General features: G+C 54.7%; 13 protein-coding genes. 10 read left to right on the top strand and 3 right to left on the bottom strand.

The window, feature by feature from the left end; genetic code table 11:
- Positions 1 to 362: 362 nt before the first annotated feature.
- From P0119_21295 to P0119_21250, 10 genes are all read left to right on the top strand, one after another.
- Positions 363 to 734, top strand: a complete 372-nt coding sequence (locus P0119_21295; GenBank protein ID MDF0668593.1) for a hypothetical protein — start codon at positions 363 to 365, stop codon at positions 732 to 734.
- Positions 735 to 744: 10 nt separating this feature from the next.
- Positions 745 to 1365, top strand: coding sequence for a hypothetical protein (locus P0119_21290; GenBank protein ID MDF0668592.1), 621 nt, complete (start codon positions 745 to 747; stop codon positions 1363 to 1365).
- An 82-nt stretch (positions 1366 to 1447) separates the two neighbouring features.
- Positions 1448 to 2104 carry a hypothetical protein gene (locus P0119_21285; protein MDF0668591.1) on the top strand — a complete coding sequence of 219 codons (657 nt, stop codon included), beginning with the start codon at positions 1448 to 1450 and terminating at the stop codon, positions 2102 to 2104.
- Positions 2105 to 2185: 81 nt separating this feature from the next.
- Positions 2186 to 3247, top strand: coding sequence for a hypothetical protein (locus P0119_21280; GenBank protein ID MDF0668590.1), 1062 nt, complete (start codon positions 2186 to 2188; stop codon positions 3245 to 3247).
- 106 nt (positions 3248 to 3353) lie between these two features.
- Entirely contained in the window at positions 3354 to 4463 is a 1110-nt protein-coding gene (locus tag P0119_21275; protein MDF0668589.1) for a DUF2914 domain-containing protein, read from the top strand.
- Positions 4464 to 4535: 72 nt separating this feature from the next.
- Positions 4536 to 4898 (top strand): DUF1499 domain-containing protein, encoded by a 363-nt coding sequence (locus P0119_21270; GenBank protein ID MDF0668588.1) that lies wholly within the window; start codon positions 4536 to 4538, stop codon positions 4896 to 4898.
- Positions 4899 to 4965: 67 nt separating this feature from the next.
- Positions 4966 to 5289 carry a PilZ domain-containing protein gene (locus P0119_21265; protein MDF0668587.1) on the top strand — a complete coding sequence of 108 codons (324 nt, stop codon included), beginning with the start codon at positions 4966 to 4968 and terminating at the stop codon, positions 5287 to 5289.
- Positions 5290 to 5581: 292 nt separating this feature from the next.
- Positions 5582 to 6406 carry an FAD-binding oxidoreductase gene (locus tag P0119_21260; protein ID MDF0668586.1) on the top strand — a complete coding sequence of 275 codons (825 nt, stop codon included), beginning with the start codon at positions 5582 to 5584 and terminating at the stop codon, positions 6404 to 6406.
- Between the two features lie 276 nt (positions 6407 to 6682).
- Complete coding sequence (locus P0119_21255) at positions 6683 to 7123, top strand: S-adenosylmethionine decarboxylase (GenBank protein MDF0668585.1); 441 nt, start codon at positions 6683 to 6685, stop codon at positions 7121 to 7123.
- Positions 7124 to 7217: 94 nt separating this feature from the next.
- Entirely contained in the window at positions 7218 to 7556 is a 339-nt protein-coding gene (locus P0119_21250; protein MDF0668584.1) for an SCP2 sterol-binding domain-containing protein, read from the top strand.
- Between the two features lie 42 nt (positions 7557 to 7598).
- Here P0119_21250 and P0119_21245 read toward each other — a convergent pair whose 3' ends face one another.
- From P0119_21245 to P0119_21235, 3 genes are all read right to left on the bottom strand, one after another.
- The gene (locus P0119_21245; protein ID MDF0668583.1) at positions 7599 to 10748 is read right to left on the bottom strand and encodes an efflux RND transporter permease subunit; all 3150 of its coding nucleotides are present in this window, start codon (positions 10746 to 10748) and stop codon (positions 7599 to 7601) included.
- Positions 10749 to 10864: 116 nt separating this feature from the next.
- A complete protein-coding gene (locus P0119_21240; protein MDF0668582.1) occupies positions 10865 to 12040 on the bottom strand; it encodes an efflux RND transporter periplasmic adaptor subunit in 1176 nt (391 codons plus the stop codon).
- Between the two features lie 15 nt (positions 12041 to 12055).
- Positions 12056 to 12625 carry a TetR/AcrR family transcriptional regulator gene (locus tag P0119_21235; GenBank protein MDF0668581.1) on the bottom strand — a complete coding sequence of 190 codons (570 nt, stop codon included), beginning with the start codon at positions 12623 to 12625 and terminating at the stop codon, positions 12056 to 12058.
- Position 12626: the final 1 nt, after the last annotated feature.

Below are 12626 nucleotides of genomic sequence, written 5' to 3'. Positions count from 1 at the left end.
ATCCGAAAAGCCGGCGGTGAGTGGGAGCCGATGACGCTTCCAATCGAGCCGCGCCTTTGCAGGGTGTGCCGCGAAGACCTGTATCGGGACAAAACGATGCTTCGGGGAGGCTGGTCTCGTTGCACGGTCTGTGACGAGTTTGTTCATTACAGTTGTCTTGCCAGTGGGAAGGTCTCCTTCTTAAAAGCACGACCACGGGTGTGCAAAACCTGTCGTTCGGTTCAGGAGGGGACCGTCTCTTCTTCTCCCAAGAAGGATGGGACTCCTCTGGCAGCCATACCCTGAATTCTCTGCTACTCCTGCGTGACTTCTGAACGTTGCCGAAGGGACTTCCCATCGCCTCCCCGTTGATTGAGACAAGCATGGCGCAGGTCATCCGAAGCGGGGCGTTTCTGCAACAGTGCTGGTCGGTCCATCCCCTGTGTGTGACCATCAAGCGAATGACGGACGAGCGTACGGTGGTGCTTTCTTGTAGCTCATGCAAATCCACCCATTACCTGTCGGTTGCCACGGTCACTGCAAAAGCATCCTCGGCCCAACAAACGGCCGATGAAGCTGTTCTGCGAGACCAGCCGCCCGGCGAGGAGTTCCTCAAGGCTTGTATCTCCACGCATCAGGCTTCTCTGACGCTCCGTGAAATGGACGTGTTCCAGGATCTCGTGTTGTTGCGCTGTGCCGACTGCCGACGGCAATACGAGCTGACTGTCTCGGCTTTTGAAACGCGCTACAAGTAGCCAAGATCCGATGCCCCATCCGTTTGTGTTTACCGACGAAGAGGCCAGGCTACTGGCCGACGCACATTTTTTTCGGAAAAGGGCTGCGATCACAACAAAAATACGAGCGATGCTTGAGGTGACACTCAGGGCGTTACAGCAGGAGTTGGTAGGTCTGTCGCTTGTCGTCCCTCCCGATTTCGATCCCAACCTCCACCAGCTGGTCAAAGGAGAGCATCTCGAGGATTTCCCCTATCAATACCTTGATTGTCCCAAACACTTCTCCGGCGGGAACAAGTTCACGTTCCGTACGCTGGTCTGGTGGGGACACCACGTGGCCTACGCGCTCTTGCTGGAAGGGTCGGAGATCGGACGATACAAGCGCCAGCTGCTCGGCCGATTTCACCAGCTCGCAGGAAGAGACCTGGAACTTTCTCTGGCGCCGTCGTTATGGGAGTGGAATCGGGGAGAGGGTTATACGCTGCCGCTCACCCATGACCGCAAGGCCCAGATCGCTGCCGTGCTGGCAGAACGATCGTTTCTGAAGGTCGTTCGCTATGTACCCTTAGGCGATCCCCGAGTACGGGAGGGACGGCTGGCTCAGGTGGCATGCGAAACCTTTCGGTCAATGCACCCCCTCGTCACCCCTTAACTTTTTTATCCTAATTGTCTCCGGCGCCGAACTTGGGTAGACTGGGCCGCCACTCTTTTTGAACTTTGACAGGGAGGAGCCCGTGAAGCAATCGTCATTACGAGTTCTGGTCTGTGTCATCATGATGGCGACCATGTTGGCCGGCTGTAGAGGAACAGGACATGTGCGTCATCTGGACTTGCGCGAGAAACCACCTCTGGTGCAGTTGACCGACATCGATCCGATCAAGATCGCCGTCGAACCGTTTGACGATCGACGGGCGGACAAGAGCCGTGTGGGGACGCGGACTCATCTCTGGGGAGGAACCACGTATTTCGATGTGTCGGGTGATGGGCTTGCGGCCTTGATCACTCAGCGACTCGCCGATCGCCTAAGAACTCGCGGGTGGCGAGATCGGGTATGGGATGTGCGTGTGGCCTCGCCAGGATCCGCAGCGGATGCCGATATTGTCATCAGCGGACAGGTGAAAGATTTCTCCGCTACCGCGAAGAGCCGCGTCTTTTCCACCGTGATCGACACCAGCAGTCGGTTTACAATTCAGGCCCGGAATCTCGTCGATCGAAGCACGACCATCCGCACCATTGAAGGGGGGCGAAGTCGAACTGTGTTTTGGTTCAGTGATGACGATCTGCGAGAACAATTGGCGGTGACCATACGAGACGGACTGGATCGGCTGATCGCCGACACGACGATTGACAACAAGGCGTTACGCCCGGCGCGGCGTCTCCCACAACAGTGACCCGTGGCAGCCCCGTGGGGAGAGGCAGCGAGCTTCTGAAAATAGACGTTAACCTCAATCGGTCTTGAAGGATCCCTCACGGTGCGTGAGCGGCGATGGGAAACGACGACGTCCTTCAGCTTCGATCATGCGCTTGCCGTGGGGGACCGGCTCGCCGCACTCGGGTTAAAGCCGGTCTCGCCCGCCAGCGACGTGATCTGCTATGTGGAGGAATGGACGGTCGGGTCGGTCGACGACTTCGATCTGCTTGACCCCTGGGCCACGGAAGACGTCACGCTCATCCATGTACGGGAACGATGGCGCGGGGATTTCTTTCTGCTATCAGGAGCCTACCATACGGTCTATCAGCGTCATGAAAATATCGGCACCTATTGCTCCATCAGCCATCCCTGGCGCATTCGAGAAGTCCTACAACTTCATGATCAACGTGCCATGTTCTGGATTGGGTTTCGGCATGCCCATTCGTTCATCCGGGTCCGCCTCCAGACTCAGGTCGTCATCACGCCCGGCGAAATTCGCGGGGATGCCGATCGGACCAGCTGGTTGGATGAGAGGCGAGCGGCCTTCCTCGATGCGATTACCGTGTTGGACCTGCCGATCGAGACTCATGTGGAGAAGAACGTGGTGATCGTCCGACCTTCCGATGCTTCCATTCCGTTCTTCTGCTCTTGGCCCGATGCGTTTGGACCCTGCCAGTTCGAGTACAACTCGTCCGATTCGTTTGAATTCCTCGTGCCGGCCAGCAAGCTTGCGGAGACGTTCCATCCGGAACCGGCCGGCGTTCGCGTCTACCTCACAGGGTTCTCAGAAGGAGCCTTGGCGGATTTCCAGGAGATCGAACCCGGAGTACGGCTTGTGTATCGTTGTTCCGTCCACTGCCCGCTGGATGATCTGCCGGAGGTGCAGACTGCGATTCGACCCCACGGTCTCCTGTACACCACACTCTGCGAATTTCAAACGCGTGCGCTGTTGCCTGATGCCGAGGATGCCTCCGCGATCATCGGCATCGTCGGAATCAATGGGCAGTTCAAGATCGAAGCACGCCTCAATTACGCTCCGCTCCACGAAGCGGCGATGGCGCCATGGTTGGAGCGGTTGATTGGTCACCCCGTCGTGTATGCCCCCTTACCGGCGTTCGTGTGAGTCACCATCAAGAAGCTCGTATTGCTCGCGGGCACAGCCGATCAACCCGGTCTCGTGAACCCAAATTTCCGTTGATCAATTCCCGACCATTTTGCACAGTGGTGACATGAGTCCGCTCGCGAAGATCCAATCCACGCTTGCGAAACCGTTCATGCCGGCCGTGTTCTTTCTTTCTGGTGTGATCTACGACACGCTCACTCTCACACGCATCGATCGGCTTCTGGATAATCTCGTGCTGATGCTGTATCTGGCGTTACTGGGTGCCTTGATCGTACTGACGGGACGATTGGGAATTGAGCCCCCACCTGATCGGGCCCAGCTCGCATCATGTTCTCCCTTCATGCGTTGGGTATTGGAGAGCCGTCCCTACTATCCCATGGCAAGTCAGTTCTTGTTGGGTGGCCTCTTCAGTGCTTACACGATCTTCTACTCGCGAAGCGCCACGTTCACCGGCACGGCAGTCTTCTTTGCCTTGCTTATCATGCTCCTGGTAGCCAACGAGTTTTTGCGCGACCGACTCTCAAATCTTCGGCTGCTGATCAGCCTCTATGCAGTGGTCTGTTTTGCGTTCTTCACGTTCTTTTTTCCCGTGATGACCGGCTACATGAATGCTGCTGTTTTTGTGATGGGAGCGATCGTAAGCGTCGCGGTCATCTTGCGGGTGACTCAGCTGATCTATCGTAATAATCAGCACCGGTCGCGAGGCGAAGCAATCGGTGTGACCGTTCCCGCCGCAGCACTGATCGGCATGCTGGTCGGGTTCTATTTTCTGAATTGGATCCCGCCTGTGCCTCTGTCGCTCAAATTTGGTGGAATCTATCATGACGTCAAGCGAGCCGGAGACCAGTTCGAACTGGCGTTTGAGAAACAGTGGTATGAGTTTTGGAAACGTTCGGATACGATCTATCCCGCAAACCTGCCGATCTATTGCTTCACCGCCGTCTTTGCGCCGGTCGATCTCAATACGACCATTTACCACCATTGGTACTTCCGCCAGAACAGCGAGCGACCGTTCGTGCATGCGGATAGAATTCCCATCAAGATCTCCGGGGGGCGCGAAGGCGGCTATCGAGCCTATAGCTTCAAGCAGCGCCTTGACCCAGGCGATTGGCGGGTCGATGTCGAATCCCAAGACGGGCGTATTATCGGGCGAGTCTCGGTAGAGGTGGTGGGCCCAGCTGAGACAATACCGACGCTGACGAGTATCTCCTATTGACCATCATCATACCGTAGTCGTTGCAGAGATTTGGTTGCGCGCGGTGATGGAAGCGGGTACAGTGCGGGCCACATGAGTCAGCGTACACTTTCCCCTTGCCCGTCCAGTCCTAATTGCGTCTCGACGCAGGCCACTGATGAGGGCCACACCATCGCGCCGTTCCTGTACACGAAGGCTCGCGCGGAAGCGAAAGAGGCGTTGAAAACGGTGCTCACAACATTGCCTCGGACCAAGCTCGTCGATGAGGACGAGTCCTATCTCCATTACGAGTTCACCAGCCTGCTGCTCCGCTTCGTCGATGACGTGGAGTTCCTCTTCGATGAGACCACGAAGACCATTCACTTTCGTTCTGCTTCCCGCCTAGGCCACAGCGATCTTGGTGTTAACCGCAGACGTATGGAACAGGTGCGTGCCTTGCTCGGTGGAAAGCTGTAGGCATTTCTGCAATCGCTTCAGCAAGATTCATCCTCCTGTTATGATGTGAGGAATAAGAGGAGCGGCTATGGGTTTCAAGCGTAAGCACTCGCGCCTCGAGGTCGGCCGTGTCGGTCGGTTGCAGCGCGGATCGCTCTCGGCTCCGTGCAAGGTGCTCGACGTCAGCGAGTCCGGCGTCCGTCTAGAAAGCCGTCTGTTCGTGAAGAACGGCGATGTGCTTCAACTGGGGATAGATCTTGAGCATGGGAGGTCCTTGACCTGCGAATTGGAAGTCATTCACGTGCGTAAACCTAAATTAGGCGCAAAAATTGTTGCAATCAGCCCTACGGATCGAGAACGATTGACCCATATTCTCGACGAGCAGGTCCAGAGCAATTTTTCTCGCGGCTAGTAAGGTGGCCGAGCATAACGCCACGGCAAGCGACTCCCAGCTCCACTTCCTCAACAGAAAATTTATATTGGAGAGATAATCCAAGCCATCCGGTAGCCCGGTTCGCTTCTGAAAAGGAATCCGGCTGGTCCGTGCCGCCCATCCTACACAGTTTGTCGTCGGTACCCTCGCATCCGAGGAAGAAGATGGCGAGCCGGCAAAGAATGACTCATCGGCATTCCCCGGATATAAATGAGCGTATGTGCTACGGTAAAGAAAAGTCTTGTAGGGTAAGGCAGGGAGCAGGACGACAATGGGACTCTTTCTGTCCAAGGTGAGTCGGGTCAGGGATTTGACACAGGATGTCCGCGAACTAGAGCTCACGCTCTGCGAACCCAAAGAGATCATCTTTAAGGCAGGGCAATTTATCTCGTTTGACGTGCCAAAGGAAGGATATCCGTACCCGGCCACAAGGCCCTATTCCATTGCCTCACCTCCCTTGATCTCGGATCGGGTGCTGCTGCTCTTCAACCTGGTACCGGGAGGGCCTGGGTCGACTTATCTCTTCAGCCTTCATGAGGGCGACACAGTGAGTTTTAAGGGCCCGGCTGGTTCTTTTTATTTACGAGAGGATCCGACCAAACGGCTCCTCTTGGTGGCAACCGGGACGGGAATCGCCCCGTTTCGGTCCATGCTTTTGACGCAGCTCGAAGGAAGTAGCACTCAACCGGTAACGCTTATTTGGGGCCTGAGGTATGAGCACGACTTGTATTACCAAGATGAGCTCCAGGCCTTGGCGGAGCGTCACCCGCAGTTTTCCTTTGTGATCACCCTGTCTCGGCCTGGACCTACCTGGACCGGAGCCAAAGGGCGAGTGAACGGTTTCATCCGTGAACAGGTTACGTCGGTTCGAGATTCAGCCGTCTATCTGTGCGGCAACAATGACATGATCAAAGAGGTAACGGCAACCATCCAAGCCAAAGGGCTCTGTCCCATCCATCGGGAGAAGTATTATGAGCGTCGGAGTTTCAGCACCGCTACCAGGTTCAGAAGAGAGACTATCGACGCGGTGTCCGAAGTTCCGGTCCACGCCTGGTGGTGTGCTGAAAGATGCATTTTGGGCACGTGTAATGGATGAACTGGTTGCCGCCCACTAGCCGCTTCCTCATGAGAACCTTGCACCAAGTGCAGAAACGATCGGGCAACTCGGTTCGAGACGCGTTGGAGGCGGATGACATTGGCATATTGTTCCTGAGCTCCGAGACCTTGTCAACCGATTGATCACAGCGTGCCCGACCCCCTCAAAGCCAAAATATTCCTCTCGGCGATTATTCGTAGCAAGAGAATTTATGGTATAGTTCACGCATGAGAGTTCCTGTCAACACAACCTTTTACAGAAAGGGATCAACCCCCTATGAGTACCTCGGCCAGTTCCGAGTCCACGATCTTACCATCCAACGCCCCTGCGGCTGCTCCTCATCCTGTCAAAGACATGGTGGGAAGCGGCAAGGCATGGGGGCTCTGCACCGCTGTTGATCTCCACGATTGCAATCCCGATCTTATACGTGATGCGAATCATATCAAGCGCTATGTGGTTGAGCTCTGTGAGCTCATCGGCATGAAGCGCTACGGTAAATGCCAGGTCGTCAATTTCGGCGAAGGCCGTGTCGCCGGCTACTCCATGGTGCAGCTGATCTCAACCTCATTGATCAGCGGCCATTTTGCCAATGAAACCAATCACGCCTACCTCGACATTTTCAGCTGCAAGGGATATGATCCCGCCGTCGTTGAGTCGTTTTCGAAGGAGTTTTTCGGCGCTCGGCGGAGTGTTGCGACCGCCACACTCCGGTACTGAACTTTTGCCCACATCGACCTCGCTTCGGGGGCGTTCGGTGAGAATAGCGCCCCCGAATACCTTAACCATCCAATGTCATAGGTATCGTCAAGACATGAAAACTACGACAGTCAAAGAAGTGCTCGACTCACTCCCATCAAAACTCGATAAAGATGCAGCTGAGGACCTTGATGCCGTCTACCAGTTCGACCTTCGAGGAAATCAAGGCGGCCAGTACCATCTGCTGGTGCACAATGGGACCTGCGTCGTGAAGGATGGAACCCATACTGATCCACACGTGATCTTATCGATGACCGGAGAAGACTGCATCGGGATCCTAAATGGACGGCTGAGCGGGATGACGATGGCGATAGCGGGGCGTTTGCAAGTCACTGGGGATATCGGGCTGGCTATGCAGTTGAAATCCTTGTTCCCGAACGTTGTTGAGGATTAACGGGCGCTACTCACGAGTGAGGCCACCACAGGCCTGAGCTTGCTAGTGATCTCGCATTTCCGAATCGAGTCTCCTCGGGAACCGTTCTTCTAAGATCGCGTACATCGTTGGAACGAGAAATAGCGTGAGGAGTGTTGAGACGCTCAACCCTCCGACGACCGCCCGTGCCAGGGGAGCGTTGGTTTCGCCGCCTGTTCCAAGGCCGATCGCCATGGGAAGAAGGCCGAAGACCGTAGCCAGTGAGGTCATGAGAATCGGGCGCAGTCTCGTTCGCGCGGCGGTCACGACTGCTCGGTGAAGTAATTCCCCCCTGCGCCGTAGCACGTTGGTGTAATCGACCAACAGGACACCGTTGGAAACGACAATCCCAAACATCATGATGATGCCCATCATCGATGTGGTGGACAGCGTCGTATCTGTCAGGAACAACATCAAAATGACACCGGGAAAACCCATCGGCACTGAAAACATGATGATGAATGGGTCGATAAGCGATTTAAATTGTGCGGCCATGACCATGTAGACCAACAGAAGCGCCAGGATGATCGCAAACTGCAATCCTTGGAACGTCTCGCGCTGTTGCTGAATCTGTCCTGCCAGCTTGATACTGAAGCCGGCCGGCAGCTGGAGTGTCGCGAATGCGGATTCAAGCTCATCCGCGATATCACCGAGAGGTCGATTGATAGGATTGGCCGTAATATGGACCACGCGCTGAAAATACTTCCGATCGACTTTCACGGGGCCTGCGTTCAATTTGAGGGAAGCCACATTCTTCAGTAAGACAGGCTCGCCGACTTTGGTGGTGAGGAGAACATTCTCCAGATCGGTGAGACTCCCTCGGTGCTCCTCAGCGAGCCAGGCGCTGATGAAGTATTCGTTACCGCTTTGCGGATCCGTGTAAATGATGGGGTCGGTTTGGCCGTTTCCGTTCAGGGAAAACAGGACTGTATTGGCCACGTCGGCTTCACTGATGCCGAGCAGCGCCGCCTTCTCTCGATCGACCGTGACGTTGACCTCTGGATAGTTTTCTTCCCGACTCGGCTCAATATCCGCCAGGCCGGGAGTTTGCTCCATGATCTCCTTGACACGAGCGATGACATCTCTCGCGTTGTCGAGGTCATAGCCATAGATTTCCACATCAACAGCCTTTTGAGAGCCAAAGCTTGTGACGCGTTTGACAAGACCACCGGGATCGAAGTACATCGAGACCCCGGGAAACAGTTTGACGATCTTAGGACGCATGTCGTTCATGATCTCGACTTGAGTTCTGTTCCGTTTGTCCGGTGAGACCAAGTACACTTGAATCGAAGACGTATGGGGGCCTGTATTGGGGTTAAAGAGCGAGGAACGGCCTTGCGACAAGACGCCTGTACTGGAAACGATCTTCTCCAATTCGGTCGCGGGAATATTGGCTTGGAGCACCCGTTCGACCTCTGAGACCTGCTGCTCGGTCTTTTCAACCCGTTGACCGACCGGCGCTCGTAGGACGATGCGAAACTGGCTCTCATCAGAAACCGGTAAAAATTCCGTTCCGATCAGAGGAACCAACGTGAGCGATCCAACAAAGAGCAGCAGCACCAAGACCATAAAGATCCGGCGATGTCCCAGGACCCACTGTAAAGAGTCTTCATAACTTCTATCGAGAGATTCATACCGGTTGCGGCTCCACGCCATCAGGTTGGTGAACCAGCTCGGCATTGACCGCCAGGCCTCTTGTTCAGGTTTGAGGAATTTGTAGCAAAGCGCCGGTGTGACCGTGCGAGAGACTAAGAAAGAAGTGAAAAGCGCAATCGCGATCGTCACGGTCAATGGTATCAACAACAGACGGGCGATCCCGACGACGAAGAACATCGGGAGGAAAACCACCACCGTCGTGACGGTCGATGCAAGGATCGGCATCGCTACTTCCCGGGCGGCATCGAGAATACTATTCCATCGGCTGGAATTGGTATTCAGATGGCGCTGAATGTTCTCCAGCTCCACGATTGAGTCATCGACCAGTCGCCCAATCCCGAGTGCGAGCCCACCAAGCGTGAACACGTTAAGGGTCTGACCGGTAAAATAGAGGACGATAAACGTCACGAGCATGGAGAGCGGAATGGCCACCGAAATAATCACGGTGCTCGTGAGGTTGCGCAAGAAGATGAGAATTACGGCCGCGGCCAATAGCGAGCCGTGAAGGGCCTGCTCAATCAGATTGTGGATGGATTGCCGGATATAGAGCGACTGATCGAACGAAATGCCGAGTCTTACTCCCTCTGGGATACCAAACAGCTTGGGAAGAGCTGCACGTAGGGCATCTACAACCTCGACGGTGTTGGCGATTGGCTGCTTGTTCACACGAAGAAACACAGATCTAGCTCCGTCGGCGTGAACAATGTTCGTTTGGATATCAGACGAGTCGGTTACGGTCCCGACGTCACGAACGCGGACTGGGTTGCCTTGCGGATTTACCTTCACGATCACGTCTTGGATCGGCTCCACCGTTCGAAACTGATTGTTCGTAAACACATTGTAGTCAAGGTTGCCGGCTTTGATATTGCCGGAAGGCAGAATCAAATTGGAGGCTTTGACGGATTTCACGACGTCGAGAATGGAGAGCCCACGGGCACTGAGGAGCGCCGGATCAAGGTTTATATTGATCTGACGGATCCTACCTCCTTCAACGGTTGCCGCCGCAACATTGGCGATCTGCTCAATCTGCGGGGCGATCGTGTTGTAGGCGAGATCATAAAGCGCCCGCTCGTCCAGCCCATCGCTCGATACCGAAACGATCGAAACCGGTATATTGGAGACGTCGAACTTCACGATAAAGGGCTGCAGAATGCCTGGTGGGAGACTGTTCAAAATCTGGGTGATGCGCTGCATCACCTCCATTTGACCGACATTGATGTCGGCTCCCCAGTTGAACCAGACCTGCACGGCTCCAATGCCCTGTTTGCTGAACGATTCGACATGTTCGACATTGGACGCGGAACTGACGGCCTTCTCGATCGGATAGACGACGCTCTGCTCAATGTCGAGAGGAGGCGCTCCTTTGTAAATAACACCAACGAAGGCCACGGGAACCTGGATTTGCGGAAAGAGATCGACTGGCAAGCGCTGCAGAGAGGTCAGCCCCAATACCACCATCGCGAGCGAGAGCATCAGAATGCCGATGCGATTGCGCAATGCGAGTAAGGTCAGCCACATAAGGATAGTGTTGAGTAGCGAGTGCTGGGTACTGAGTAGAAAAACTGTCTATGATTGCCGACACCAATCAGGTTACGGCTTGTCCATAGTTTGACGCAGGACTCAGTTCTCAGCACTCATGGCTTCATAAGCGGTTGGGTCTGTACGGGTGTCCCATCCTGCACCAAATCTTTTCCGGAGACGACGACCTGCTCATCCCCGGTTAAGCCCTTGAGAATTTCGACTCGATTGCTGTTATGGGCACCGATCTCGACACTCACCCGCTGGGTTTTCCCCTCTCGGACAATATAGACATATTGCGTATCTTCTAGTCGACTGACGGCATCAATGGGAATCTGTAACGCTTGGTGATGGGTTGTCACCATGACCTCGACTCGGGCAAACATTCCGCCTTTTAATCGGCGGTCTCTATTAGGTAAGTCGATTTCCACTGTCATCGTACGTGTCGAGCGATTCAAGGCCTGGACGATACGCGTGACGGTTCCTTCGAACACCTGGTCCGGATACGCTTCGGCACGGAGCTCAACCTTTTGGCCAATCTTCACCATCGGGATGTCGCGCTCGACGACTTCGATCAACACACGGACCGTATTGATGTCGTGCAGGCTCATGATGCCTCGCGACATCGTCGAGGTGCTTGCAGTTGCACCGGTTACGTAAGCTCCGATGTCTAAATTTCGTTCTGCGATATAGCCGGGAAACGGGGCTCGGATGTAAGAGTAGGCCAAGCTAGTCTCAGCCTGGGCCAGAGCCACCTCCATTTGGTTGACCTGTGCCTGCAGGGCTTCGTGTGCTGCTCTGGCAGCGTCCAAGTTGACCTGCGCATTATCCAGATCTTGCTGTGAGACAAATTGGTCCTTGATGAGAATCTGCACACGATCGAACGTAAGCTTGGCGCTGCGGACCGCAGCATCCTGTTGTGAGACCTTCGCCTTGGCGGATAAAAGGTTGGCTTTTGCCTGATTAACGGCATGTTGATAATCGGTATGATCGATTTCCAGGAGTAACTGGTTTGTCCTAACAAAATCACCCTTATCGACATGCAGTTTGGCGATGTATCCGTCGACCCGTGAGAAGATATTCACGACCTGATTGGGTGAGATGTCCGCGGTGTAAGCTAGCCGAATATCGAGATCCTGTCGTAGCGGGGACACGACGCCTACCGTAATGAGCCGAGACTTCTTTGTATCGGCTTTGGCACCCGTGCTCAAGCGAAAGACTACGAGAACCGTGACCGCAAGAAAGATGACGATCCCAAGCGTCAGAAACGGATGTCGGACGAGTGGTCTCAAGGTGGTGCCTCTCAACTAAGAGTCCGGCGAATGCCGGACGAGTCCGCCGAGGAAAAGGGAAACATATTCGACCACCGATGATTCATGGGATAGGCGCATTGGTAGCCCGAAAATATCGTGCAGGAGCCGATGGTGGAGAATAATACCGAAGAACGCTTTGGCGGCAAGCATTGGATCGACCGGACGAAAAGCGCCCTCTTCGATGCGTCGACGAATGTAGCCGGCAAGAAGATCGTGAAAGACTCGATACTGCTGCTGAAAAAACATGGTGGACAGCTCATGCCCTTCCAAGGCACTGAACAGGAGTAGGCGAAGCATCGTCGGATCTGCACCCTTTTTCATCCGATAGCTGGCGAGCAATGTAAAGAGCCTTTCATCATCTCGTTTGTCGGTTGCGGCTTCGACGGCTTCTCGCAACTCGGAGTATTGAGCCTTTTCTGCAAGAATTACCGTGCATAGCGCACGCTTGGTCAGAAAGTGCTTGAAGAGTAGTGCTTCGCTGACACCGGCAGCCTTGGCGATTTGCTTAGTGGTCGTTCCGGTAAAGCCGTTTGCGGCAAACAATGATGTCGCAGCGCTGATCAAG

The sequence above is a fragment of the Nitrospira sp. genome (genome assembly GCA_029194665.1).
Classification (GTDB): domain Bacteria; phylum Nitrospirota; class Nitrospiria; order Nitrospirales; family Nitrospiraceae; genus Nitrospira_D.
This window is presented reverse-complemented; position numbering and strand designations above follow the sequence as displayed.

Coding starts and splice junctions, on each gene's coding strand:
- P0119_21295 (MDF0668593.1), top strand. CDS start 363: ATGGCGCAGGTCATCCGAAGCGGGGCGTTTCTGCAACAGTGCTGGTCG.
- P0119_21290 (MDF0668592.1), top strand. CDS start 745: ATGCCCCATCCGTTTGTGTTTACCGACGAAGAGGCCAGGCTACTGGCC.
- P0119_21275 (MDF0668589.1), top strand. CDS start 3,354: ATGAGTCCGCTCGCGAAGATCCAATCCACGCTTGCGAAACCGTTCATG.
- P0119_21270 (MDF0668588.1), top strand. CDS start 4,536: ATGAGTCAGCGTACACTTTCCCCTTGCCCGTCCAGTCCTAATTGCGTC.
- P0119_21265 (MDF0668587.1), top strand. CDS start 4,966: ATGGGTTTCAAGCGTAAGCACTCGCGCCTCGAGGTCGGCCGTGTCGGT.
- P0119_21260 (MDF0668586.1), top strand. CDS start 5,582: ATGGGACTCTTTCTGTCCAAGGTGAGTCGGGTCAGGGATTTGACACAG.
- P0119_21255 (MDF0668585.1), top strand. CDS start 6,683: ATGAGTACCTCGGCCAGTTCCGAGTCCACGATCTTACCATCCAACGCC.
- P0119_21250 (MDF0668584.1), top strand. CDS start 7,218: ATGAAAACTACGACAGTCAAAGAAGTGCTCGACTCACTCCCATCAAAA.
- P0119_21245 (MDF0668583.1), bottom strand. CDS start 10,748: ATGTGGCTGACCTTACTCGCATTGCGCAATCGCATCGGCATTCTGATG.